The organism is Ochrobactrum sp. Marseille-Q0166 (genome assembly GCF_014397025.1).
Classification (GTDB): domain Bacteria; phylum Pseudomonadota; class Alphaproteobacteria; order Rhizobiales; family Rhizobiaceae; genus Brucella.
The window spans coordinates 1,205,939-1,228,153 of the sequence record NZ_JACJUO010000002.1; the positions used below are offsets into that span (position 1 = coordinate 1,205,939).

Consider the following 22,215-nt stretch of genomic DNA (forward strand, 5'->3'; position numbering starts at 1 on the left):
CCGGAAAAATCTCGTGAAAATGAAGCCTTTGGGCCGCACAGGCCTCAATGTCAGCGAAATATGCCTCGGCACCATGACCTGGGGCGTGCAAAACACTGAAAACGATGCGCATGAGCAGCTCGATTTTGCTGTCGATGCTGGTGTCAACTTTATCGATACAGCCGAAGCTTATGCCATTCCGATGAGCCCGGAAAGTTTTGGTAAAACCGAAACTTATATCGGAAACTGGTTTAAAAAGACTGGCAAGCGTGATCAGGTCATTCTCGCCAGCAAGATTGCAGGTGGTGGCCGTCAACCGTGGATTCGCGGCGGGGCAAAGCCTAGCCGTGCAAGTGTTGCAGAGGCCGTTAATGATAGCCTCTTACGATTGCAGACAGATTACATCGATCTTTATCAGATTCACTGGCCATCGCGTCCGCACTATCATTTTGGTCAGGGCTGGAGCTTTGATCCGTCCAGCGTTGATCCGAAAGTTGAACGCGAACAGATCCACGATGTTCTGCTTGGTCTGGAAGATGCCGTTCGCGCGGGTAAAATTCGCCACGTTGGTTTGTCGAATGAAACCGCATGGGGCACCATGCAATGGCTGAATATTGCTGAGCAGCACAACCTTCCGCGCATGGCATCGATCCAGAACGAGTATGGATTGTTGCAGCGTGAATTTGATCATGACATGGCGGAAGTTTCGCTGTTCGAAGATGTAGGTTTGCTTGCATATTCAACGCTTGCGGCAGGAGTCCTGACCGGCAAGTACCTTGATGGCAAGAAGCCAGAAGGTTCACGTGCTTCTGTAATGGAGGGCGGCATGTGGCGCGATAATTCTTACTCGCAACCAGCAATTCGCGCTTACATCGATGTTGCCAGTAAGCATGGACTTGATATCGCGCAGATGGCCATTGCATTCTCTGCATCAAGGCCGTTTATGACTTCGGTCATTATTGGTGCAACGACTATCGAACAGCTCAAAACGAACATTGCTGCCGATGCACTAAAGCTCTCGGATGAAGTACTGGCAGACATTGACCAAGTCTACCGTAATTTTCCACGTCCGCTTTGATTGAAATCAGCCAGCCACGTATCTGTGGCTGGCTTTTTAGCCTTTCAGATAAATCTCGTGTTTGACAATCCAATCGTCGATTGGCGTCTCGCTTGATGAACTCACGATCACCAGCCGGTCAAACTTTAACTTTCGACCTGACAGCTCTTTGGCAAGTCGTTGAATCTCTGCGTGCTTCAACGTTGAATCGTCAACACCGTAGGCCAGCGAGACATGCGGCATGAAACTCTGCAAGCTGGCATCGCCTGAAATTTCAAGCGTGTCCTGCTTCAGGCGCATCAGTGCCGGTGCTTTTTCAAGTGCTGCATAGAAAGAGCGAAAATAGGCTTCGCTTCCCGTCACATTCTCAATCAAGAGCTCAAGCGGTTTGCGGCCGATGGCGAGGCTTATCGCCTGTGGCAGAAGCTCTTCTGCAGATCGTTTCATATCCGGCACAAGCGTTATGTGAGGTTCAAATACCGGTGAGTTGAAGCGCTCGCTCAAATCCCGGACGATTTTCTCTAGAAAAACAAGATCATCTTGAGCGGGGCGCAGCCAAATCGAATGATCGGACATTCAGGGTTTGCCTCCGTTTAAAGAATTCTCTGCTTTGAGCCCGCGGACGCTGCCACGCAGAATAAGCGGTGTGTCGATCATCACCATCTGCGGCGGCTCGTTGGGCGCGCTTTGTCGTTCATCAAGCATGCGGACGATTTCCGCTGATAGGCGCTCGGCATTCTGATCGAAAGTTGTGAGACGGTATGCTCCCCAGCGCGCTTCGGTGACGTTATCAAAACCGATAACGGACAAGTCTTCCGGGATAGAGAGGTTAAAAACGTCGCGCGCGCAATCAATCAGCCCAAATGCCATAAGATCATTGACGCAAAATACTGCTTCAATCCGGTCGCGCTCACTGAGCAGAAGCGACGCTGCTGCAAAGCCGCCATCGTAATCCGTCAGCTCTCCGCGCTGTACGCTGACATTGAGACCTAAGTTTTTAGCTCGAGCGACATAGGCTTCTTCGCGTTCCAGAAGATTTGGACTGCGAACATTTGATGTCACTAGCCCAAGCCGCTTCATGCCGCGCGCAGCGAACACATCCACCGCGGTTTCTGCCGCTTGTTTGTTATTGATCCGGATATGGTCGGGGCCATCTTCGTTACGGCCAACAACGATCAGGGTATGGCCATTGCGCTGTGCCAGTTCGACAAAAGACGATGACGGCATACCAGACAGAACCACAGTCGCTTCGGCCCGATAACGAAGAAGCGTCTGGTGAGCTGCCGAAAGGTTCTCGCCGTGCTGACCGGTGGGGATCAACACTGGCACGCTACCACGCGCCGTCAATCGACGGGACAGGGCTGCGATCTGGCGTGAGCGAAAAGGGCTTGCTGGATCGGCTGCGATCATACCGACGATGCGGCTGCGGTTGGCAAGCAGACCACGCGCCAGATCATTCACCTGATATCCGAGCTTATCGGCTGCTTTCAGCACTTTTTCACGCGTTGACGGTGAAACACTGGCTCCGGGCGTAAAGGTGCGGGAGACAGCGGAGCGAGACACACCAGCCTCCACCGCGACTTCGTGCGCGCTAATGAAGCGTGGCTGATTTTCGGGAAGCTCGTCCTGAAAACAATCTTTCTCGGCCATAGTTATCGACCCACTTTCGAGAGAACATCGGCGCGCAGAAAACGCTCGACGACGAACATGAACGCAATAGATGGCACCAGCAGGATCAGCGCACTGATCGACGCGATCTGATAATTGCCACCAGAGCTTGCTGTATAAAGCATCAGCGGCAATGTTGTAATGTCGGGTGCGCCGACAAAATATGTACCGGTGAATTCATCCAGTGATTCAAGGAATACAAAAATTGCACTTGCAAGCAGGCCGGGTGCGGCGATTGGCAATGTAATGTGGAAGAAGGTCTTCATGGCGGAAGCGCCCATAGAACGCGCTGCTTCTTCCAACTCGCGATCAATCGCCGAAAAAGCGGCTGTCGCAATCCACACCGCATAGACCAGACCATGCGTCACATGCACCAGTACCACACCGATAATCGTACCGTTCAAACGCAACGAGTAGAACATCTGTGCAATATTCACGTATATCGGCAAGTTCGGAAATGCCTGAGGGATCAGCAGGATCAGCAAGATTATCCCACGAAATGGCAGCTTCAGCCGCGCCAGTGCATAACCAGCGGGAATGGCAAGACCTAATGAGACAAGGACAGTAAGGCTTGCGATGATAACGCTTGTGCCGAGCGATGAAAGCGCATTTCCACGCGGTGAAAACACATTCGCCCAGAAGGAAAAGCCATATTGAATAGGCAGCGTATGCGGAAAATACCAGCGTTCAGCTACCGCCCAAAGCAGCAGATTGGCAAGCGGACCGAAGATTGCAAAGGCCAGCAGTCCAAGCAATATGCCACGCGGTATCCAGCGCCAGTCGAGTGCGGTGCTCATCAGCCATGCTCCTTCATGGTTTGTCTGAGATAAATCCATGCAACCAGACTGGTCATCAGGAGCGAGATAGTGCCAAGCGCATTGGCGACGCCGTAATCGCCATAGGCATTGATACGGAAAGCCATATTCGCCGTGATCATTGTAGGCGACTGTGCATTGATCATCAGCGGCACTGAGAGCACAGACATCATCGTGACAAAGCTGAGGATCAGGCCAACGAGCAATGTTGGGCGGACTTGTGGAAGAACGATTTCGATGAGAATGCGAAGACGTCCAGCACCGAGATTGCGCGCAGATTCAATCGTGCTGCGATCAATCGATGCCATTGCACCAGCAAGAAGCAAAGTAACGAAAGGCGTCTGTTTCCAGACAAATGCTATGACAATACCGCGCCAATCAAGAAAGCTCATTGCCTGTAGTGGTGTGAGAATGCCGCTCTCGATCAGGAGGCTGTTCATCAGGCCGTTCTTAGCGAGAAATGTGCGCAATATCTGGCCGACCACGATGAAAGGAATGAACAGCGGCCAACGATAGAGCCAGCGCAGTACGGTGACGGCACGTTGATTGGAACCGAGCGTCAGATAGCCGCCAATAGCGATCGCAAAAAGAGCAATCAGCGCAGCAGAAAGCGTTACGATCACAAGGGTGAACACCATGTCGCTTGAATATAGCTCGAAAGCCTTGGTGAAATTGTCAAAACCCCAATTCTCTCCAACATGAAATGCTCCGGTTATTGCACCAAACAATGGTACGATGAACAGAAACAAAACGATTGCCAGTGCTGGTGCGACCAGCAGAAACCCCGTCATTCTCTGCGACATGGATATTCCCCGAGTTTATTAGTTAGGTGCCGGGTGCATGAAACACGCACCCGGCATGCTATTTATCAGTTGCCAACCTGACGCTCGTAAGCTTCAAGAATTGCCTTGTTATAGGGTGCAATCGGGAAGGGTTTGCCGTATTTAGCCAGATCTTCAGGCGATATATCGGTGAAAAGTTTGTTCCATGTGTCCGTATTGAGTTCAGCCTGAACGTGTTCAGCATCAATCCCTGGATACCAGTTGAAGCGTTCGACAATGCCTTCAGCCTGAACTTTAGGACTGGTTGCAAGCGCTACGAACTTTTCAGCAAGTTCTTTATTGGCGCTTTTTTCTGGAATGACATAATGCATTGGCTGCCCGGGCATACCCGGCGAAGGCAGAACAAGTTTCATTTCCGGTGGAAGCTGGCCATTGGCCTTCCACGAATAGAACATATCAACCCAGACCGGACCCATGGCGATTTCACCACGGCTCAACATGTCGAGCGTACCTGCATTGCCCGGTGTCAATGTTGCATTCGTGGTGAACTCTTTCAGCGAGGCAAAGGCCTTGTCCCAGTTCCTGGCTTCGCCTTCTTCGAACGGACCTTTCATCAGTTTGTCTGAATCGCCACCATAGGCATAAACCCAGCCCATGACGAAGCTCACGCCCGATGCGCCACCTTTGATGCCATTATAACCGAACTGCTTCGGGTTTTCCTTGGCCCATGTGATTAACTCGTCATAGCTTTTCGGTGGATTTGCAACGAGAGCCGGGTTGTAGGCAAGCGCCGTCTGGCTGTTGAACATTGGCATAACATAGCCATCGACATTGGTACCAAGCGCCATCTTGGCGTTGTCGCGCGTGACGAGCTTGCCGCTGTCGATCTTGCTGCGATAGTTTTCGAGAAAATTCTTTTCGACCATCGGGCCTGCAAATTTCTCATGAACAACTGCAACGTCAGCGTCCCACTTTTCAATGCCAGCCTTTGACTGTGCTTCGAAGCGCTCGAGAATTTTCTGGGAGCCAGCGTCGCCCGGGCCGGTGCCAACAACGCGAACCGTTGTGCCAGGATTTTCCTTCTCGAACAATGGACCGAGATACTCATTTACGTAATCGACCATGTTTTGATCGCCAGCAGTCAAAACGGTCAATTCCTGCGCTGCGGCCGGCGACGCCGTCAGGCCGAGGACAAGAGCTGTTTTCAGGATCGTCTTCATCGAATAATTCCTGCTTTTATATCCGCATAGCGGAAGATTTAGGCGGTTGGATATTGTGTATCCGGTGAGGTGTAATCGGGAATTCTGTGCGGTTGCGGACGGTTATAGGCCCGCAATCCTCTGCTGAGCAGGTCAAACTGCTAAAGATCGGATTGATGAGAACTCTTTAGATGTGCACAGCTGTGCATTGCCGGAGAAACCACTCATCAAGCTTATCAGGTCACTTATCGAACAGGAAAAGCGCCTGTTCAGGAATACGGATTTCAACTGGTGAACCGGGCTGGTGGCTCTCCGTTGCATCAACCAGAAGATGTCTCCCGCCGACATTTATCATGTGCCGCCATAGGCCGCCCGGGTAGCTCGTCTGATCGACTGTGCCGGTCAGGATAAGTTCAGGTGTTGTGCCAGAATTAGCGGCGCCGGGGCTTGTGAGTTTGGCGGCTTCACTGCGGAAACGCGTTGTTGCAATGCCATCAGACAGATTGCGACGTCCGGCCGGGATTGTGCTTGCTTTGTTATGCGCACCTGCTGCGATCTCTATGCGGTCTGCCTTAATGCTGACCGGAAGCTCGATGACGTTCTCAGCCCCCATAAAGGCCGCAACAAAGTCAGATGCCGGATGATTATAAACTTCTTCCGGTGCGCCAGCCTGTGCCACTTCGCCATTGTTCAAGATAACGATGCGGTCAGCCATAACCATGGCTTCTTCACGATCATGCGTCACATGTACAGCCGTGATACCAAGGCGACGCTGCAGAGCGCTGATTTCATGGCGAACGGACAAACGGATGCGGGCATCAAGGTTTGAAAGTGGCTCATCAAGCAGCAGAATGTCGGGTTCAATAGCGAGCGCACGACCGAGTGCTACACGCTGGCGCTGACCGCCGGAAAGTGCGGCTGGCTTGCGATCAAGCAGGATATCAAGCCCAAGAAGGCGTGCAACTTCTTGAACTTTCTGCCGGATTGTATCTTTCGCTGTGCCGCGAATACGCAGCCCATAGCCGATGTTTTGCGCAACCGTCATATGCGGCCAGAGCGCATAGGACTGAAACACCAAAGCCATGCCGCGCTTGTCAGGCGGTAACCGGGTGACATTCTTGCCACCAACATGGATAGCGCCATCGCTTGGTGTATTGAAGCCAGCTATCGCGCGCAATAAGGTGGTTTTGCCGCAACCGGAAGAGCCGAGCAGCGCTACAAACTCGCCCTTCCTGACCGAAAGGTTTACGCCTTTGAGAATCTCATTATTGCCATAGCGAACGCGTGCATCCGCTACCTCCAAAAATGCAGGCATATGCATATCCTCCCCAGGATCGACGGCCGGTTTTATTTTTTCTGCACAGCCGTGCAATCTGGATTGAAGCATTTTTATTCTACCTCGACAAGCAACAAAATGTATTGGACTGGAAAAACGCGAACAGCCTTTAAAGGCCGCTCGCCGTCATGTCTAACTATCGAGGATTTATAACAGGCATATGACTGACGCGGTGCGGAAGTGTAAAAACGTGGACAGCTTTGCAAAGCTGTCCACGCTGCACGCAAGCTGTTTCGACACAAAAGGAGACAGCTTACAATAGAGTTCAGGCCGTTTCGGCCTCATGCTGTGTTTCTGCACGTGCCGTTCGCCAACTTGAGAACAGGAAAGCTGCAATGAAGATCACAGTCATCAACAGCACAATTGTTGGTGCAGGGGCGCTGTCGATGAAGAATGACAGATAAACACCCATAAAGGACGAGAAGACTGCAACGATGACTGAGGCGATCATCATGCTGCTGAATCTGCGGGTGAGCAGGAAGGCGATTGCGCCGGGAGCAATTAACATGGCTATAGCGAGAATGATTCCAACCGCTTTCAAGACACCTACAATAGTGAGCGAAATCAAACACAGAAGCCCATAATGCAAGAGCTGTACTCGCAAGCCAACCGCACGCGCCTGCGCGGGGTCGAATGCATGCAGCAGGAAATCGCGCCATTTGACGATCAGAACGCCTGCGGTTACAGCGGCGATAATCGCGGTCTCTATAAGGTCGCCTGTGCTGATGCCCAGAATATCGCCAAAAAGGATGTGATCAAGATGCACATTCGCGCGGACCGAAACATAAAGCACCAGTCCAAGCCCAAACATTCCTGAAAAGACGATGCCCATGACAGTGTCCTGCTTGATACGGCTGTTTTCCTTGAGGAAGCCTGTGGCAAGCGCGCAGATCATGCCTGCAGCAAACGCACCGATACCAAAAGGAAGGCTGACCATATAGGCAATCACAACACCCGGTAGCACCGCATGGCTAATAGCATCTCCCATCAGAGACCACCCCTTGAGCACCAGAAAACAGGAGAGGAGGGCCGTTGGAATAGCGATCAGCACCGACGCGATTAGTGCATAGATCATAAAATCAAACTGGAACGGCATCAGCAGCATGTCGAAAAAGCTCATAGCTCAACCTCCCGCAATGCTTTGGCTGCGCGCCTGCGGGCCGCAAGCATGCCATGCTTGGGGGCCAGAAAAAATACGGTCAGAAACACAAGCGTTTGCAGCACAACAATGATGCCGCCGGTGGCGCCGTCCATGAAATAGCTGACGTAAGCGCCGATGAAGCTGGTGAAGGCTCCAATTAGCACCGCAATCCACAAAAGCCGCGAAAAGCGGTCTGAAAGCAGATATGCAGTTGCGCCGGGAGTGACCACCATGCAGATGACAAGAAATGCGCCTACGGTCTGCATGGCAGCAACGGTCGATGCTGAAAGCAACGTAAAGAACATGATCTTGAGTGCCGTTGGTTTTAATCCGATGGAACGCGCATGGCTTTCATCGAAAAACACTACCATCAGGTCTTTCCATTTCAACAAAAGCAATGCGAGCGAAACGAAGCCTATGATCGCCAGTTGCAGAATGTCGCCGGGTGTAATCGCCAGAATATTTCCTAGCACGATGGTCTGAATGCTGATCGAGGTTGGCCGCAGCGAAATCATAAAGAGGCCAAGGCCGAAGAATGCCGTGAAAATCAACCCGATAATCGCGTCCTCTTTAAGCTTTGTGCGCTGATTGAGAAAGAGCATTGCAGCAGCAGCCAGTCCACCGGAAAAGAACGCTCCAATGGAAAACGGCAGGCTCAACATATAGGCGCCAGCAACGCCGGGAACGATCGAGTGGGAGAGGGCATCGCCAATAAGCGACCAGCCTTTGAGCATCAGATAAGCAGAAAGAAACGCGCAAACACCGCCGACAAGCGCCGAAACCCACATGGCATTGAGCATATAACCGTATGTGAACGGTTCGAGCAGTTGAGCTATCAATTCTGGCTCTCCTGCTTATGCTCATAGACTACCAAAGGTCGCTCATCGTCAGTAATGACACCAATTGCCGAGCGATTCTGCTTCGTTTTCTCATCGAGAATAAGGTGCCGTAGGACCCCGCCAAACGTCTTTTCGAGATTTGACTGGGTGAAAATTTCCTCCGTTGGACCATAAGCAAGTACGGTATTCTTGACGAGAACTGTGCGGTCGCAAAACTCAGGCACGCTGCCAAGATTATGTGTAGAAACAAGCATCACCCGCCCTTCATCGCGAAGACCACGCAGAAGAGTGATAATCGCTTCCTCGGTCTTTACATCGACGCCGGTAAATGGCTCATCGAGAAGTATGACATGCGCGTCTTGCGCGAGCGCACGAGCAAGAAATACGCGCTTCTTTTGGCCGCCAGACAGTTCGCCGATTTGTCGCTTGCGAAACTCAAGCATATTGACGCGGCTCAATGCTTTTTCCACTGCCTCGTGGTCGGCACGGTGCGGAATGCGCATCATGCCCATGTGTCCATAGCGCCCCATCATCACGACATCTTCAACAAGCACCGGAAAATTCCAGTCAACTTCCTCACTCTGGGGAACATAGGCCACGAGATTTTGTTTGAGCGCTCGCTTCACCGGTAAACCGAGGATGGAAATATCGCCCTTTGCGAGGCGAACAAATCCCATGATAGCCTTGAACAGCGTCGACTTGCCAGAGCCGTTCACCCCAACAAGTGCCGTAATGGTGCCGGTCGGAATTTCAAAGCTCGCATTACGCAGGGCGGTATGCCCATTGCGATAGGTGACGGTCGCATCTTTCACCTTCAAACCTTCGACCGCGCTTTTGTTGAGCGCGGCCTGTGTCGGAAGCCGGCGATTTATCTGCACGTTCATTGTTTGAGGCCTTTTGCTATCGTACCTGAAGTGACTTTCAGGAGGTCGATATATGTTGGAACTGGGCCATCCGCCTCTGATAGAGAATCGACGTAAAGTACGCCGCCATACTTTGCCCCAGTTTCTCGCGCGACCTGTTTGGCAGGCGCCGCTGATACTGTGCTTTCAGAGAAAACGGCAGTGATGTTGTTTGCGCGCACTGCATCAATCACCTTGCGGACTTGCTGCGGAGTCCCTTGCTGGTCTGCATTGATCGGCCAGAGATAAAGCTCTTTCAAATCAAAATCGCGCGCAAGGTAGGAGAAGGCACCTTCGCTGGTGACAAGCCAGCGCTTGTCAGCGGGGATAGCGGCCAATTCTGCTTTGATCGGATCAATAGTGGCCTTTATCTCGGCCTTATACGTCTCAGCATTGGCTTTGTAGGTTTCGGCATTGCCCGGATCATATTTGATGAATGCATCGCGAATATTGTCAACATATATGAGCGCAGAACTTGGCGACATCCATGCATGTGGGTTCGGTTTACCGCTGTAAGGGCCTTCCGTAATGCCCATAGGTACAACACCATCACTCACCACCGCGCTCGGAACATTCTTAAGGTGCGAGAAAAATTTTTCAAACCACAGCTCGAGGCTAAGCCCATTCCAGAGAATTAGGTCTGCATCTTGCGCCTTTATAAGGTCGCCTGGCGTTGGTTGATACTCATGAATTTCAGCACCAGGCTTGGTAATTGACTCAACAATAGCTGCATCACCCGCAACATTTTTCGCGATATCCGCGATGACCGTAAATGTCGTTACGACTTTAAATTTATCTGCGGCCGATACAGTGGCGGCTGAGCAGAATAAAAATATGCAGCTTACTATAATCGCTGCTACGCGCTGAAGTTTCGAGTGAAACATATTGTGGGACCTTATTGCTAATAATATGCATTAGCGTAACGGATAATCGCACTACTCTCAAGTGCTTTTGCAAACCATTTGCAAAAAGATTTTTTTGTTGATGTGCAAGAAGTATGTGAATATACACCTATAAATTGTATAAAAATGGTTGCACATCTAAACTGTCTGTCATGGGGGCACGTCAAATACAGTCAAAGCAGCTGCATATTTTTTCAAAATTTCCTGAGATCTAACCCAATCCGTATTGAGTCTAATTTACTTTTTTAATTCTAAGTGGGGGCTTTAATTATGGTTTCTTTTGAGAAAATCAAACAAAAAGAAGTGGTTAAAGGAGTGTCCACTCACAAGGAGGAAGTCCTTTTCGGAGGAAGCTCTTTTGATGTAACGCAGTATCTTAATTACAGGCAGGCTTCCGTGGGGGTAGATGTCTATGTGCCAGAAGATGTGCAAGCTATTCTTTTACTTGAGCCTGTACGCAACTTAAAATTGAAAGAAGCGGATGGGGGTGAGTTTGCAGTGAATTGTGCCGCAGGTACGATTTGCATCATACCCGCAGAACAAGCGGTTGTTATTACATGGCCTCAACAAGTATGCGTTTTAGATGTAAAATTGGGTAATTCGCATTTCAGCACTAATTTAAAATTTTGTGATTTTTTGCATCTTGAAAAATTATTCATTTTCTCGAGTAAAAGGTGCCTGCAGATAGGAAAAATAATATCAGAGAATTTAGAGCTTTATGATCCTAGTGATATGGAGTTCATAAAATCGCTATACAATGTTATTTCTAATCTTATTGTTAGGGGATGCTTTCTATCTCAAGAATCATCGGTGCATAACTCTGGTCTTAGTGCATACGCTTGCCGGCAAATAGAAAATCATCTTAAAGAAAACTTCCGAAATGCTATGTCGGTATCGGATATGGCGGACTACCTCGGCATGTCCTCTGGACATTTTGCGAGTTGTTTTCGCGAAAGTTTCGGCGAGACACCCCATCAATATTTATTAAACTTGCGTTTGGATGATGCAGAAAAGCGGCTTAAAGAGACTGAAATGCCTATTAGCGAGATAGCTGCGTTGCTGAACTTCTCTAGCCAAAGTCATTTGACAACCGCTTTAAAAAAGTACCGTCTGCTCACTCCCGGTGAAATAAGAAGGAGAAGTTCTTTCAAGCGTAGACAGCCATAAAATGGGCTTCTGTAGCGAGTTCGTTCATCACGAAGTCTCTTTAACGCTCATCATTGGTGCACTTTGGTTCTGTTTCCTGAGTAGTGATGTCGTCGTAGCTGCTATTCATCGAGTTCTTTTACAATTCTCTTCCAGCCGTGTTCATTGGCCTTAGCGCTCTCAGTGTTATGTCGCTGCTATTGATTTGGTAATAAACTCGAACTTGATCCGGCGGCCATCGTCTTCATCAATGTCGACACGTAATATTGATTAAGGAAGTGAAACGATTGCCTGTTAAACGGTTTCAGCAGGAGAATGCCATTGCTTCGTGGAGCAGGCATTGAGCAGAACTATACTTCTTTTCAAGTCTACTCGATTATAAGAAGATTACGGCATTTACCGAAGCGGTCAGCCTTTGCGGCACTTCAGCGTTCATGCAGTGAATAGGAGGGGACTTCAAGCGTATATCCATCAGGTTTTGCTGCCAACCTTGGCGCTGGGCACCGCTGTTATCATGGGCAATCAGTCGATACACAAAACAGGAGGGGAATCGCTTGAAATGTAATATGCTGTAGGTTGGGCGCGTCAAATGCCGCTCTATATCCAGATGTTAACGCCATTGAAAAGGCTAAGCTTGAGGCTTTCTTGAGTTGGCAAAGGTGAGGGAACGGTCGAAAATGAATAGAGAACGCTGGCCAGATTTTTACACTGTTTGAACTGCAGGAATATGCAAATTTCGTCAAATCATGCCGACGTCATCCCGAGTAAAAGGGATGAACTAGGAATAGGGACTGTGGAAAAAATATTAATCCTTAATTTTCAACTGCTTTCTGTTTCTTTTTCAACCATTTACGCCATATGAAAACTTCACTTTTTCGCCTGCAGCGACGTATTCGATGAGAGTCATGTGAGAGAACTATCAAGCCTAACGGGAGCATCCAAAACCCTAATACTGGCAGAAACCCTAAGGCTCCACCTAAAATAAGCGAACCTCCAATTGTTCGTCTCATGAAAATGGACTGAGGCATTGGGATTCGCTTTCCCAGAATCAAAATGGCGCGTTTGCGCGTTTTATTTTCGTATTCTTTCGTCACGTATGGCTTTCGCAAGGTTCTAATTCGATATTCTTCAACCGCATATCCCCTACGGAATATAGCTTTAAGGGGACGAAATGCAAAAATTTGGAAAAAAATTAAAATAGGGCTTGGCAAATCAGAAAAGCTCCTGCTATACGCCACCTCGTTGAAACAACGAGCGCCTCTTCCCCGGTAGCTCAGTGGTAGAGCAACCGGCTGTTAACCGGTTGGTCGCTGGTTCGAATCCGGCCCGGGGAGCCACTTACTTTTTTGGGTTACAAATTCTCAAAAAATTTAAGTTAAGCTAATCAAAGACTTACCGCTCTTTTTAAAAATCCCAATATAACTATCGATCCAAATCGGCTACAATCTAGATTACATTCTGGGTTACATTGTGGGCGTTGATCTTGTCAGTTGATATTACGAAATATGTGCAGCGACAGCCGAGCGGAATTTACCGTTACTATAGGCGCGTGCCTATCGAAGTGTCGAATCACGACAAGCGCACTTTCATAAAAGTAAGCCTCAAAACTAAGAATCATAAAGAGGCACTGGAAAAGGCGCAGGGCGTTCATGACGCGATTGAGCGTCTTTGGGCTGCAATGTCATCAGGCAATGACAATCGCCCGGAATGGGAGCGCTACGAGGCTGCTGTGCGAACTGCACAGTCGCTGGGCTTTGCGTACAAACCGGCGTCGGAGATCGCATCAGGATCATATGAAGAGCTCTTTGTGAGGGCGAAACACGCCGCAGACGTCTTAGAGACGCAGCCGTCTGCGGCGAAGGCAATTGTTGGTCTGGTTGATTTCCCTAACCCTCGCATCTCAAATGTCTGGCAGATGTATGAAAAATTCAACCAGGCTGGACTATCCGGTCTATCTGAAGGCCAGCTTTCAAAACACAAGGTATCTCGAGAACGCGCGATTAAATACGCTCGCGACTTGCTCGAAGATATTCGGTTAAGCGAAGTTACGCGCGCTGACGTGCTTCGATATCGCCAATGGTGGACAGATAAAATTGCTTCCGAGAAACTTAAGGCTTACAGCGCCAACCGCAGCTTTAGTGATATGAAAGGCATGTTGTCTGTTATCGACGATGCGCTTCAAACCAACTTTCGCGCACCATGGGCGGGCATTCGCCTAAAAGAGACCAACGCGACAAAACTGGATAAGCGACCGCCATTTTCGGTCGAATGGGTACAGGACCGCTTACTGCAGCGCGGTGCGCTTGACGACATCAATCAAGATGCACGGCTCATTATATATACAATGATTGAAACAGGTATGCGCTTGGGCGAGGTGTGCAATCTTCGTCCCGAGGACATTCGCTTGGATGATGAAGTGCCTCATGTAGAGGTTGCTGAGCGCGAAGACAGGCGACAGAAGACCGACTATTCAGTACGCCGTATTCCTTTGGTAGGCGTTGCACTCTGGGCTATGCAACAGGCGCCGGATGGGTTTGCTCGATATGCTGACAAATCAGATTCAGCGTCAGCTGCTATCAATAAGTTTTTGAGGTCAAAAAAATTATTCCCGTCACCGAAGCACACAATATATTCGCTCCGGCATACTTTTCAGGATCGAATTGAGAACGTGGGCGCATCCGATCGCATGCAAGCCGACCTCATGGGACATGAATTCGGACGCCCTAAATACGGCGATGGCGCCGAAATGAAGCGGCGACGGGAACTATTGGAGTCTATCAAGTTGAAATGGCAAAGCTAGGCTGCGCGGAGTATTGCATGGGCACGGGCAATGGCGTCTTCTCGGCTTTGGGCGGCTAGAAGTTCAGCTTCTGCACGCTCCAACAAAGGAATTGCGGCGTCTCCGAACCTGACCACAAGCTTTGCTGTGTTCCGAACACACTCTTCGTGATCGGCCAAACTAAAAGATCGCCCCATCACTCACCGCCTTTCAGGGCTTGGCGGCTGGCCTCCTTTGCGCGCAAGATGGCGATGCGTTCTTTATTGAGCAGATCGTTGTCTACGATGATTTTTGCCTGACTTTCGGTGAAGCCATAAGAAACAACTTGTCGGATCATGCCTTCCCTATCAGGCCCTTCCAGCTTGGATAGTCTGTCAATGAGGGTCATGGCTTGGCCTCTAACTCAGTCACGAAGCAGAACGCTTCTGCCACAAGTACGTTCAGATCATCTCCAACCACACACCACGGACCATTTGCACCATCTTTGGTAGGCAACTCCGATACATCAAATGGTTCGACACACATGAACTTACCGGGATGGTCAGTATTGAGCTGAGGGTTGCGTTTTCCCACAGTCCATCCACGGTTCTCAAGAAATGCTTTCTTTTCGATAATGTTTTTCGCGATTTCGGATTTCGCCGCCGCGAGTTGGGTTTCGAGGGTTTCAACTTCTTTCAGTTTATTGCCCTGTCGAACGATCTCCATAGCAAGCATATTCCAGCTTGGGCGCTTGCCTACAGGTTCCAACTCCCAAGACAAATGAGCGATGAGGTATGCACGATCAGCCGCAGTTAGATTATTGGTGTTGCTTCCCATAAGGGCAGAAAATTCAGCCTCCAACTCCTTCACCCGCGCAGTCAGCGCCGCTTTGTCGGCTATGAGAGTGGAAAACAAAGTGACAACTTCGTCCGGTGAAGCTGATTCAAAGGTGAAGTTTTCAGCGCTGGCACTCCAATGTTCTTTGCCAACACGCGGATATTGGCCGGGTTCATAAGGCGCTGGATGCATCTTGTTCCAAACGAAACAGACTTCGCCTTCCTTGGTCGTATCCTTCCAGCCATCTCCAGATTTAAAAGCAGTGCCTTTCAATATTGGGATTGCTGCCCGTTCCGCCGCAATGATGGCAACGGCCTGCGAGCGGGTGACGAGTTCATGGGCTTTAGCAGGCCAAACGGCTCTATTAGCCTTGGAGTAGAAATACCCGAGGTATGTTGCCCCCACCGTCTCCAACCCATCCACAGGCGCGCCGGGGCGGGTGTTCCAAGCGTCAATTGCTGACTTGGCGGCAGACTGGTATTCTGGATGCAATTGCTCGAATGTTGCTTCGAACGAATTGATTGGGCTCTTGGAATAGGAAAAGCGATCTTTACGTTCCGGGCCTTGAAAGCTTTCACCGTGAACCTGAGCGCTGCAATCGTCGCACTCCACCCAAAAGGACGGTGTCCACGTATTTGATACGTCAACATTAGTTCCCCCACAAAACGGGCAAGGCTTAAGCGTCTGCATCACTGCCTCCATTAGGGTGGGTGAGCGGCGGATATCCGTTTTCAGCCATAAGCTTGTCGCACTCTTTCAAAGAGAGCAGCTTGCCCGTGCCGTAGTCGAGGCTGTCAATTATCCAGTCCTCGTCTATTTCGCTATAGCTCGTGCCATAACGTTGCTCGAAAAGTCGGTTAATTTCGAGATTAGTCTTGGTGTGTTTCTGCGCAAGCCGACAAGCGGCGTGTAATCGTGCTGTGGTGAGCTTTCTCATACCGCCCCCCCCGGTGCTTTATGTCGGGAAAGCGGGTGTGGCATAAATTCGACCGGATCGACAGGGCTTTCGCCTTCAATGTCCCACCAATAGCCGCCCTTGTGATCGGTCCACGTGGCCTGATAGACGCGACCGTCATCATCGCGAACCCAATAATCATCCGAGCTCCGAACGGTCATTTTCTCGCCGTCACCAAGATCAAAATCTTGATTGAATGTTATGGATTTATCGGCTTCTGAAATTGGACGCCAAAAATGTTCAAGGTTACTGCACCCACCCTCTACAGGCCGTTCTACGCCCATGTCAGGAGATACAGGGTGAGACAGGGCGCGGATTTCTGGGAAAGCTTCAAAATAAGCCTGCCGGTCCCATCCTTGCCCGTCACATCCATCACAAACCCATGTGTTTAAATACATATCGCCACAGTCAGCGTCATTGCGTTCACCAGTTCCGCCGCAAACCTTGCAAGCGCACTTTGCCAGTACCTGCATGGCCTCTGCATGATCGTAATTTACAGGGTTTCCAGTATCCTCCAACGCCTGCGCACGCTCTGAGCTTGTGCCTTGAGAGAGGGTGTGGAAAATCTTTTCTGCGCCCTCCACCGATAGAACAAAATCGTCAAAGATCGACATCGATGGAAAGCTTTTGTGTCCGATTTTCTTCGCGTAATTAATGAGGTTGCGAAGATCAGCTAAGTCGCCTTCCTCCAACGCCTGCACACGCGGCGATGGTTCATCATCCTTGGATCGGTCATGCTCAATGGCACTGTTTTCCGACATAGTGCGCCAGTCAGGCCAATCACGGGCCATGTTCTTTGTCTGCTTGGCAAGAAGGAGCGGCATTAGATCGTTGACGCTGCCACCATGTCGCCAGAAGCCATCCATTGCCAGAATGACAACATCAATCCATTCGGACAGGTCGTGAGGTTCGGCTTCAATCTCTTTCAACTCCTTGCGGATATGTTCGAGAATACCAAGAGTACGCAGCGCAGGGCCAAAGGTCTTCTTTGACCATTCGATTTGACGTGCATAATAGGTTTCAATCGTCTCCGTTGCTTCCACTGCGGACAAGATGCGAGCTGCATAGTAGGCCTGTGCTGCGGCTTTGGCGGCTTCTTCGGACGAGAAAACACCAATCATTGTTCCGTCAGTATAAACCCGGAAGCCGTCACTTTTAATTTTGATATGATAGTACGTCGCGAACTTGGTGTCGGCTGTCCAGCCGATTACCTCACTATCTTCAACTGAATATGTTTCTTCCGTCCACTCCAGCTTCTTGACCGTAACGCCAGTGAGAAAGGGGAGAGCGGCGGTGAGGGCAGCGATGACGCCATCACGTGTTGTTGCGGTCTTTTCAAACGCGTCTAGCGCGTTCTGCACTGCTGCTTCTGGTATGGTCGGGGTGCAATTAGGTGCGCTATCGGCCTCGTAGACCGCCTGTTCAATGTCTTTCAGGTAGGCCATCACGCCGCCCTCCGCTTGAAAGGACGGCGATTGTCGTTGGCTGGGCGCACGCGGCGCATACGGATCTTCTCGCCCGTTTTGCGCGATACATCATATGAGATGTCTTTGATTGTTGCGGCGGTTGCCGGGTCGCTCACGCGGTACCAACGGGCAATCGAAAGGATTGCTGCTACTGTGGTGCCCTGAGCAATGAACTCGTCGGCGGTAAGGATGTGCGTGTGTCTGTTAGACATGAATAAGTGCTCCTCGTGTGGTTTTGGTAAGCGTGACGACCCGTGGCGTGAAAACGCTCGGATCGTCGATGGTTGGGAAATCCTGGGGCGCAGCGCCCCGTCGCTATCTTTCGCGGTAAATCAAGTGACGACGAGACCCATCGCGCCGACGCCCACAACAACGCAAAATCCAATGATAACCGTCATTTCAACAGCTTCACGCGCTGCGTACCGTATCCAAGGCATTGGGCGGGCATGCTTCTTTGCGCGGTGATCCGGGCGCCGCATCGGCTCATCATTGCCTGCACGATGCACGTCGGTCTGCAGGTCTGGTTCCATATCGGCGAGCATTTCCAGTAGGGCGCGGTTCATGCTGCGCTCCTTTCCTGCTGCACATTGTCGTTCGCTACCGGTGCAAGGCGATAGTAGCCGTTTGGCTCAACACCCCGCTGACGCTTTGGAATCGTCCAGCCGTAAGCGGGTAGAATCTTGCGGAGATAGTGAATTTGGATCAGAACAGTATGATGCGCGTTCTCAGGCCCGCCGTTTGGGTCAAGCTGGTAAACATTGTCAACCAGATCGTTGATGTACATACGGCGGGGATGAACGGAAGCAAGTGCTTCCACGATGGCGCGTTGTCCTCTTGGCAGAGGTGCGTCCTGCAGATCAATGGACGGGGTGGACATATTAAGCAGCCTCCAGCACCAAAGCGGATTCTTTGCTGGACACTTCTTCAATAGGACCAGCTGTTGCACCGCTGGTCTGGAAAACTTCGTAAACTTCGCCTGGAAATAGCTTGGCGAGGCGCGTCGCCTCAGCCAAGGCTTGCTCGAAAGATCCGTGTTCATACGGCATGTTAGAGCCGGGAGCTACGCGTCCCGTTTTCTTGCCGCGGCGAAAAACAAAGAACCCGCCGCCGATTACTTCGTTCTTGCGAGGCGCTGGCGATCTTCTTCTTCTCGGTGAAACTGTAGTCATAATTGGTACTCCTCGTGTGGGTTGGTTCAGCAGATCAAGCTGGTGAGGCTGTCTTCGTGCTGTTGTGTCACCTTTATATGTCTATCCGTCATCATATGTCAACATTGATGATGACAAAAACACATCATCAGAATCCGCAGAGTTAACCAAGTGTGAATAATGTTCTTGAAATGTTCGTGATATGATGAAATCCTAAATTAGGAATAGCGTGTATGAGGTGTCATGTTTCCGTTGTTTATTGTGCTAGGGTTCTCTCAGGGCAGGTGGGGGGTAATTCCCGATGCTCCTATCCAAGTAGATACAGAAGATCACGCGCTGAGGCTGGCTCATCGCTTAGCTTGCGAAAAGCCTGCCGTCCTTGCTTTATACAGATGGAATAATGAGACGCAGATCATCGCTGCTATCGGGCGTATACCTGATAGCGCGCTTGAAGCTGTAGCTAGTGGCTAGTTTTTAACGAGTGTTGTATTTCCCGACAACGCGATGGCAGACAGGCCAATCAGCTCGAAATTCCTTGAATTCCTTGTGCGGGTTGTACTGCTCTAACATCCATTCGCGATCATTAAAGCCGACGAGTCGTTTGATGATCGCTTCGTTCTCGTCCATTGCACTGGTGTGATAAAGAATTACGTCTTCATCACGAACTGGCGGCAAATTCGGGTTTACGAGTGCGGTTTCGCCGGGGCGATAGGCAGGAACCATTGATTCCCCGGACAATAGAAGGCCGTAGCCACCCTTAACACCCTGCAGTACTGCAGGCATTTTCATATAGCTGATTGGATCAAAGGTGATGATGACGTGTCCATCGCCGCCCTTCGCCGCAGCATAAACGGGCAAGCCACGTTCTTGGCTTACGAGCTGATCGCCGGGGATAAGAGTCGGTTTGAAGGTGTCAGATATTGGTTTAGCTGATGTGGCGGCCATCTCGCCGTTACCAAAAGCAAGCCAATCCTCATTAAGATCCAGCGCACGAGCCAAGCGGGCGACAAAGTCGACGCTTGCGCCGCGCTTCCCGCCTTCCAGAAGGCTGATCGACGACTTGTCGCGCCCAATTAGAGCGGCAAGGTCAGCCTGACTCATTCCTTTAAGTTCACGCGCCGAACGAAGGCGCTGCGCGAAATCTTTATCCATGATGCGCTTTTCGCATATTGTTGTGAAAATGTAACGTGCGAAAATGTCACCACGTGTTGACAAGTATGCGAATCTGTCATATATAGGTTTCATCAACCGGCGCATAAGACGCTGGACATTTCGAAGGAGGGCCTACCTCATGATGCCAGAGAACATCCTCCCAAGGATATCGGCACTCAATAGATAGACACCGCGCTGAAGCGCAATTGAAACTGAGGAGAGAGCAAATGACCAATTCCGCCAAAAGAAGCGAACCGGCTCTCGTTGAGGTGCCGCCATAGGATCAATAGGGCGCTGCTGACCTGAATAGGGTCAGTGGCGGTTTCGGCGTTCCCGAATGCTGAAAACTTTAAAGGCGGAGTTTAAGAGCCGGCACCACCCGCTGCTCGCTCCGCCTCGTAATAGCCAGACCACACGAGGAGGGCTTTCGCCGCTTCCAAAGTCTGACGTTCCTTGCCGGGTACCACCCCAGCCGACAAGACAGATGGCTTCACCAATGCCATTTGTCAATACTAACCAACACGAGGAGCTATGAATCAACCACAGCTACAAGGCAGACCTGTCTTGCAGGCGGAGGCGCGAAGCCACCGTAATGCAGGAAAAGCATACAGCAAGATTGCATCAATCATGGGCTTAACCAAAGGGCACGTCTGGTCACTACTGGCTGAACGCGCACAGCAGTCTAAGCCTCCTGAGCCGAGCGCAGGCGTTGTTGTCAAACGACGCACCAACCGAGGCTCATGCTCATCTACGTGTCGCGATGTCTTTATCGCGATGCCGCGTATTACAGTTCTGGACGGCCCGTTTATCGGATCTGCTGCATTGAATGGCGCCACAGTCCACTAGCCTTTAAGGCACGACGGCGGTGCTGCTCTGCACCGGCCACAGATCAACCTCCTGAGAGGAGGAATATCAATGAAATCTCACAACTTGCGTGAGCCACACAAGGCTTACCAAACCAAATTCACGCGGACTGGTGAGCGGGATACGACGAACCGCAAGCCTTATCGCACAGCCGCGCAGAAGCTGCATGCCCGCGACACCGCCGTCCTTAAAGACGGTCGGTACGTTTCGAACGCTCCTGTGTCCTTCAGCAGAACGAAGCGGGGTGCAGCGTGACTTGCGAATGCGGCGAATGCTGGGACCTACCCGGCTCAATTGTGACCCACAAGCTGACAGGCTGGAAGGGCATCATTATCGGAGATCGAGACGGCTGCATGTTCCTCACAGTGCGGTTCTGGATACCAGGCACCGGCCTTGGGACGATCGAAGTTTCGCGTTTCGAAGTTGAACCACCCGCTAATGATGGCGACGGCGGTGGTGGCTCTGAGGTAGGAACTGAAGAAGACAATGTCATTCCGGTCGATTTCACCAAGAAAGTAAAACTGACCAAAACGACAAAGACGAGGGGAGTAGCGTGATGACAAGCTCAACTTCCAAGGATCGGCCACAAATCATAATCCTTCATGAAACTGTACTGCAATCTTGGCTGCGTGATGCCAGTACGTTCGCGTTGTTTCTCGGGCTAATTGGCATCGGAATCCTACTGCAGAGTGTAGCACTGCAATGGGTGGGTGCGATTATCGGAATGCTCTGTCTTGCAAGTGTGAAAATATCAAAACGATTGTCTTTCGACGGTGCTCGTAAGTACATAGACGAGACGGAGGCAAGCCTATGAGCCCCTTCAAAGACTACGTCGTCGAAGACGACCGCATCTTGTCCAGCGAGACTACTCTGGGCATTGGTGATCGCTTCGTCATGGGGCTGGCGGTTGTCGCAGCTTTAGCGCTGGCCATCGGCTTTTACTCGTGGGTGTTGTTGTGAACGCTGTCACGTCAGCCGGCAATGGCACCGGTAAGATTGCGCGCTCTCTAGCTCTGACGGGCTTTACCCTTGGATTCTTGCTGATCGTGGCAGGTCTCATCTTCTGGAATGCAGTTCTGCCGTTCTACGGCTTGCTTTATTTGTGGGGTGGCCAATGACCTATCCTTGGTTCCCCACTTTATCCATGTCCGCTCCAATCTGGCTGATAGGATCACTGCTTTTACTAACTATCGTTATAGGATTGAAATTCCTATGAGCGCTCTTGCCCTAATCGGCGGCATTGTACTATCCGGCATCATCGCAGTCGGC

At 50.7% G+C, this 22,215-nt stretch carries 30 protein-coding genes and 1 tRNA gene; 10 read left to right on the forward strand and 21 right to left on the reverse strand.

What is annotated here, in order from left to right:
* The first annotated feature begins 19 nt into the window (after positions 1–19).
* The gene (locus H5024_RS16845) at positions 20–1,057 is read left to right on the forward strand and encodes an aldo/keto reductase (protein ID WP_187548673.1); all 1,038 of its coding nucleotides are present in this window, start codon (positions 20–22) and stop codon (positions 1,055–1,057) included.
* Between the two features lie 36 nt (positions 1,058–1,093).
* Here the strand turns inward: H5024_RS16845 and H5024_RS16850 are convergent, their stop codons facing one another.
* The 10 genes from H5024_RS16850 to H5024_RS16895 all read right to left on the reverse strand — a co-directional run bounded on the left by H5024_RS16850 (position 1,094) and on the right by H5024_RS16895 (position 10,602).
* Entirely contained in the window at positions 1,094–1,612 is a 519-nt protein-coding gene (locus tag H5024_RS16850) for a 2'-5' RNA ligase family protein (protein WP_187548262.1), read from the reverse strand.
* A complete protein-coding gene (locus H5024_RS16855) occupies positions 1,613–2,686 on the reverse strand; it encodes a LacI family DNA-binding transcriptional regulator (protein ID WP_187548263.1) in 1,074 nt (357 codons plus the stop codon).
* Positions 2,687–2,688: 2 nt separating this feature from the next.
* Positions 2,689–3,501: an ABC transporter permease subunit gene (locus tag H5024_RS16860; protein ID WP_187548264.1), complete on the reverse strand. Its 813-nt coding sequence runs from the start codon at positions 3,499–3,501 to the stop codon at positions 2,689–2,691.
* Entirely contained in the window at positions 3,501–4,322 is an 822-nt protein-coding gene (locus H5024_RS16865) for a sugar ABC transporter permease (RefSeq protein ID WP_187548265.1), read from the reverse strand. Before H5024_RS16865 ends, H5024_RS16860 begins: the two co-directional genes overlap by 1 nt.
* A gap of 65 nt (positions 4,323–4,387) precedes the next feature.
* Complete coding sequence (locus H5024_RS16870; RefSeq protein WP_187548266.1) at positions 4,388–5,521, reverse strand: extracellular solute-binding protein; 1,134 nt, start codon at positions 5,519–5,521, stop codon at positions 4,388–4,390.
* Between the two features lie 220 nt (positions 5,522–5,741).
* Positions 5,742–6,815, reverse strand: coding sequence for an ABC transporter ATP-binding protein (locus tag H5024_RS16875; protein WP_187548267.1), 1,074 nt, complete (start codon positions 6,813–6,815; stop codon positions 5,742–5,744).
* A 286-nt stretch (positions 6,816–7,101) separates the two neighbouring features.
* Positions 7,102–7,956: a metal ABC transporter permease gene (locus H5024_RS16880; protein WP_187548268.1), complete on the reverse strand. Its 855-nt coding sequence runs from the start codon at positions 7,954–7,956 to the stop codon at positions 7,102–7,104.
* The gene (locus H5024_RS16885) at positions 7,953–8,816 is read right to left on the reverse strand and encodes a metal ABC transporter permease (protein ID WP_273728492.1); all 864 of its coding nucleotides are present in this window, start codon (positions 8,814–8,816) and stop codon (positions 7,953–7,955) included. Before H5024_RS16885 ends, H5024_RS16880 begins: the two co-directional genes overlap by 4 nt.
* Positions 8,813–9,700 carry a manganese/iron ABC transporter ATP-binding protein gene (locus H5024_RS16890; RefSeq protein ID WP_187548269.1) on the reverse strand — a complete coding sequence of 296 codons (888 nt, stop codon included), beginning with the start codon at positions 9,698–9,700 and terminating at the stop codon, positions 8,813–8,815. Before H5024_RS16890 ends, H5024_RS16885 begins: the two co-directional genes overlap by 4 nt.
* Positions 9,697–10,602 carry a metal ABC transporter substrate-binding protein gene (locus H5024_RS16895; RefSeq protein ID WP_187548270.1) on the reverse strand — a complete coding sequence of 302 codons (906 nt, stop codon included), beginning with the start codon at positions 10,600–10,602 and terminating at the stop codon, positions 9,697–9,699. Before H5024_RS16895 ends, H5024_RS16890 begins: the two co-directional genes overlap by 4 nt.
* A 288-nt stretch (positions 10,603–10,890) precedes the next feature.
* Between H5024_RS16895 and H5024_RS21330 the strand changes: the two genes are divergently transcribed.
* On the forward strand, positions 10,891–11,787 hold the full coding sequence (locus H5024_RS21330; protein ID WP_247875318.1) for an AraC family transcriptional regulator: 897 nt from the start codon (positions 10,891–10,893) through the stop codon (positions 11,785–11,787).
* Between the two features lie 791 nt (positions 11,788–12,578).
* On the opposite strand, the gene H5024_RS16905 is transcribed toward H5024_RS21330, so the two are convergent.
* Positions 12,579–12,860, reverse strand: coding sequence for a hypothetical protein (locus H5024_RS16905; RefSeq protein WP_187548676.1), 282 nt, complete (start codon positions 12,858–12,860; stop codon positions 12,579–12,581).
* A gap of 168 nt (positions 12,861–13,028) precedes the next feature.
* Between H5024_RS16905 and H5024_RS16910 the strand changes: the two genes are divergently transcribed.
* Together H5024_RS16910 and H5024_RS16915 are read left to right on the forward strand one after the other, a co-directional pair.
* Positions 13,029–13,103, forward strand: a tRNA-Asn gene (locus tag H5024_RS16910).
* 146 nt (positions 13,104–13,249) lie between these two features.
* Positions 13,250–14,566 (forward strand): DUF6538 domain-containing protein, encoded by a 1,317-nt coding sequence (locus tag H5024_RS16915; RefSeq protein WP_348770709.1) that lies wholly within the window; start codon positions 13,250–13,252, stop codon positions 14,564–14,566.
* 175 nt (positions 14,567–14,741) lie between these two features.
* Here the strand turns inward: H5024_RS16915 and H5024_RS16920 are convergent, their stop codons facing one another.
* The 10 genes from H5024_RS16920 to H5024_RS16965 all read right to left on the reverse strand — a co-directional run bounded on the left by H5024_RS16920 (position 14,742) and on the right by H5024_RS16965 (position 20,585).
* Positions 14,742–14,933: a hypothetical protein gene (locus H5024_RS16920; protein WP_187548271.1), complete on the reverse strand. Its 192-nt coding sequence runs from the start codon at positions 14,931–14,933 to the stop codon at positions 14,742–14,744.
* Positions 14,930–16,051, reverse strand: coding sequence for a Lar family restriction alleviation protein (locus H5024_RS16925; RefSeq protein WP_187548272.1), 1,122 nt, complete (start codon positions 16,049–16,051; stop codon positions 14,930–14,932). Before H5024_RS16925 ends, H5024_RS16920 begins: the two co-directional genes overlap by 4 nt.
* The gene (locus H5024_RS16930; RefSeq protein WP_187548273.1) at positions 16,038–16,298 is read right to left on the reverse strand and encodes a hypothetical protein; all 261 of its coding nucleotides are present in this window, start codon (positions 16,296–16,298) and stop codon (positions 16,038–16,040) included. The genes H5024_RS16925 and H5024_RS16930 overlap by 14 nt, the downstream gene beginning before the upstream one ends.
* A complete protein-coding gene (locus H5024_RS21190; RefSeq protein WP_247875319.1) occupies positions 16,295–17,761 on the reverse strand; it encodes a dATP/dGTP pyrophosphohydrolase domain-containing protein in 1,467 nt (488 codons plus the stop codon). Before H5024_RS21190 ends, H5024_RS16930 begins: the two co-directional genes overlap by 4 nt.
* Entirely contained in the window at positions 17,761–17,994 is a 234-nt protein-coding gene (locus tag H5024_RS16940) for a hypothetical protein (RefSeq protein WP_187548274.1), read from the reverse strand. Before H5024_RS16940 ends, H5024_RS21190 begins: the two co-directional genes overlap by 1 nt.
* A gap of 120 nt (positions 17,995–18,114) precedes the next feature.
* Positions 18,115–18,345: a hypothetical protein gene (locus H5024_RS16945; RefSeq protein WP_187548275.1), complete on the reverse strand. Its 231-nt coding sequence runs from the start codon at positions 18,343–18,345 to the stop codon at positions 18,115–18,117.
* On the reverse strand, positions 18,342–18,659 hold the full coding sequence (locus tag H5024_RS16950; protein ID WP_187548276.1) for a hypothetical protein: 318 nt from the start codon (positions 18,657–18,659) through the stop codon (positions 18,342–18,344). Before H5024_RS16950 ends, H5024_RS16945 begins: the two co-directional genes overlap by 4 nt.
* Position 18,660: 1 nt before the next feature.
* Entirely contained in the window at positions 18,661–18,951 is a 291-nt protein-coding gene (locus tag H5024_RS16955; RefSeq protein WP_187548277.1) for a hypothetical protein, read from the reverse strand.
* A gap of 453 nt (positions 18,952–19,404) precedes the next feature.
* Positions 19,405–20,082 carry a helix-turn-helix domain-containing protein gene (locus H5024_RS16960; protein WP_247875320.1) on the reverse strand — a complete coding sequence of 226 codons (678 nt, stop codon included), beginning with the start codon at positions 20,080–20,082 and terminating at the stop codon, positions 19,405–19,407.
* A 362-nt stretch (positions 20,083–20,444) separates the two neighbouring features.
* A complete protein-coding gene (locus H5024_RS16965; RefSeq protein ID WP_187548279.1) occupies positions 20,445–20,585 on the reverse strand; it encodes a hypothetical protein in 141 nt (46 codons plus the stop codon).
* Between the two features lie 28 nt (positions 20,586–20,613).
* Here H5024_RS16965 and H5024_RS16970 point away from each other — a divergent pair, with 28 nt between their 5' ends.
* From H5024_RS16970 to H5024_RS16995, 6 genes are all read left to right on the forward strand, one after another.
* Positions 20,614–20,928 carry a hypothetical protein gene (locus H5024_RS16970; RefSeq protein ID WP_187548280.1) on the forward strand — a complete coding sequence of 105 codons (315 nt, stop codon included), beginning with the start codon at positions 20,614–20,616 and terminating at the stop codon, positions 20,926–20,928.
* Positions 20,929–20,997: 69 nt separating this feature from the next.
* Positions 20,998–21,201, forward strand: a complete 204-nt coding sequence (locus H5024_RS16975; RefSeq protein ID WP_105534707.1) for a hypothetical protein — start codon at positions 20,998–21,000, stop codon at positions 21,199–21,201.
* Complete coding sequence (locus H5024_RS16980; protein WP_187548281.1) at positions 21,198–21,503, forward strand: hypothetical protein; 306 nt, start codon at positions 21,198–21,200, stop codon at positions 21,501–21,503. Before H5024_RS16975 ends, H5024_RS16980 begins: the two co-directional genes overlap by 4 nt.
* The gene (locus tag H5024_RS16985) at positions 21,503–21,760 is read left to right on the forward strand and encodes a hypothetical protein (protein ID WP_187548282.1); all 258 of its coding nucleotides are present in this window, start codon (positions 21,503–21,505) and stop codon (positions 21,758–21,760) included. Before H5024_RS16980 ends, H5024_RS16985 begins: the two co-directional genes overlap by 1 nt.
* Positions 21,757–21,906, forward strand: a complete 150-nt coding sequence (locus H5024_RS16990) for a hypothetical protein (RefSeq protein WP_187548283.1) — start codon at positions 21,757–21,759, stop codon at positions 21,904–21,906. Before H5024_RS16985 ends, H5024_RS16990 begins: the two co-directional genes overlap by 4 nt.
* Positions 21,903–22,064 (forward strand): hypothetical protein, encoded by a 162-nt coding sequence (locus H5024_RS16995; RefSeq protein ID WP_187548284.1) that lies wholly within the window; start codon positions 21,903–21,905, stop codon positions 22,062–22,064. Before H5024_RS16990 ends, H5024_RS16995 begins: the two co-directional genes overlap by 4 nt.
* Positions 22,065–22,215 lie beyond the last annotated feature (151 nt).

Bases quoted from the DNA above. Each gene is read 5' to 3' on its own strand.
- H5024_RS16970 (WP_187548280.1), top strand. From the start codon at position 20,614: ATGAATCAACCACAGCTACAAGGCAGACCTGTCTTGCAGGCGGAGGCG.
- H5024_RS16990 (WP_187548283.1), top strand. From the start codon at position 21,757: ATGAGCCCCTTCAAAGACTACGTCGTCGAAGACGACCGCATCTTGTCC.
- H5024_RS16865 (WP_187548265.1), bottom strand. From the start codon at position 4,322: ATGTCGCAGAGAATGACGGGGTTTCTGCTGGTCGCACCAGCACTGGCA.
- H5024_RS16960 (WP_247875320.1), bottom strand. From the start codon at position 20,082: ATGGATAAAGATTTCGCGCAGCGCCTTCGTTCGGCGCGTGAACTTAAA.
- H5024_RS16875 (WP_187548267.1), bottom strand. From the start codon at position 6,815: ATGCCTGCATTTTTGGAGGTAGCGGATGCACGCGTTCGCTATGGCAAT.
- H5024_RS16850 (WP_187548262.1), bottom strand. From the start codon at position 1,612: ATGTCCGATCATTCGATTTGGCTGCGCCCCGCTCAAGATGATCTTGTT.
- H5024_RS16955 (WP_187548277.1), bottom strand. From the start codon at position 18,951: ATGACTACAGTTTCACCGAGAAGAAGAAGATCGCCAGCGCCTCGCAAG.
- H5024_RS16860 (WP_187548264.1), bottom strand. From the start codon at position 3,501: ATGAGCACCGCACTCGACTGGCGCTGGATACCGCGTGGCATATTGCTT.
- H5024_RS16880 (WP_187548268.1), bottom strand. From the start codon at position 7,956: ATGAGCTTTTTCGACATGCTGCTGATGCCGTTCCAGTTTGATTTTATG.
- H5024_RS16930 (WP_187548273.1), bottom strand. From the start codon at position 16,298: ATGAGAAAGCTCACCACAGCACGATTACACGCCGCTTGTCGGCTTGCG.
- H5024_RS16985 (WP_187548282.1), top strand. From the start codon at position 21,503: ATGACAAGCTCAACTTCCAAGGATCGGCCACAAATCATAATCCTTCAT.
- H5024_RS21330 (WP_247875318.1), top strand. From the start codon at position 10,891: ATGGTTTCTTTTGAGAAAATCAAACAAAAAGAAGTGGTTAAAGGAGTG.
- H5024_RS16925 (WP_187548272.1), bottom strand. From the start codon at position 16,051: ATGCAGACGCTTAAGCCTTGCCCGTTTTGTGGGGGAACTAATGTTGAC.
- H5024_RS16890 (WP_187548269.1), bottom strand. From the start codon at position 9,700: ATGAACGTGCAGATAAATCGCCGGCTTCCGACACAGGCCGCGCTCAAC.
- H5024_RS16940 (WP_187548274.1), bottom strand. From the start codon at position 17,994: ATGTCTAACAGACACACGCACATCCTTACCGCCGACGAGTTCATTGCT.
- H5024_RS16870 (WP_187548266.1), bottom strand. From the start codon at position 5,521: ATGAAGACGATCCTGAAAACAGCTCTTGTCCTCGGCCTGACGGCGTCG.
- H5024_RS16975 (WP_105534707.1), top strand. From the start codon at position 20,998: ATGAAATCTCACAACTTGCGTGAGCCACACAAGGCTTACCAAACCAAA.
- H5024_RS16965 (WP_187548279.1), bottom strand. From the start codon at position 20,585: ATGGCATTGGTGAAGCCATCTGTCTTGTCGGCTGGGGTGGTACCCGGC.
- H5024_RS16950 (WP_187548276.1), bottom strand. From the start codon at position 18,659: ATGTCCACCCCGTCCATTGATCTGCAGGACGCACCTCTGCCAAGAGGA.
- H5024_RS16945 (WP_187548275.1), bottom strand. From the start codon at position 18,345: ATGAACCGCGCCCTACTGGAAATGCTCGCCGATATGGAACCAGACCTG.
- H5024_RS16920 (WP_187548271.1), bottom strand. From the start codon at position 14,933: ATGACCCTCATTGACAGACTATCCAAGCTGGAAGGGCCTGATAGGGAA.
- H5024_RS16845 (WP_187548673.1), top strand. From the start codon at position 20: ATGAAGCCTTTGGGCCGCACAGGCCTCAATGTCAGCGAAATATGCCTC.
- H5024_RS16895 (WP_187548270.1), bottom strand. From the start codon at position 10,602: ATGTTTCACTCGAAACTTCAGCGCGTAGCAGCGATTATAGTAAGCTGC.
- H5024_RS16855 (WP_187548263.1), bottom strand. From the start codon at position 2,686: ATGGCCGAGAAAGATTGTTTTCAGGACGAGCTTCCCGAAAATCAGCCA.
- H5024_RS21190 (WP_247875319.1), bottom strand. From the start codon at position 17,761: ATGGCCTACCTGAAAGACATTGAACAGGCGGTCTACGAGGCCGATAGC.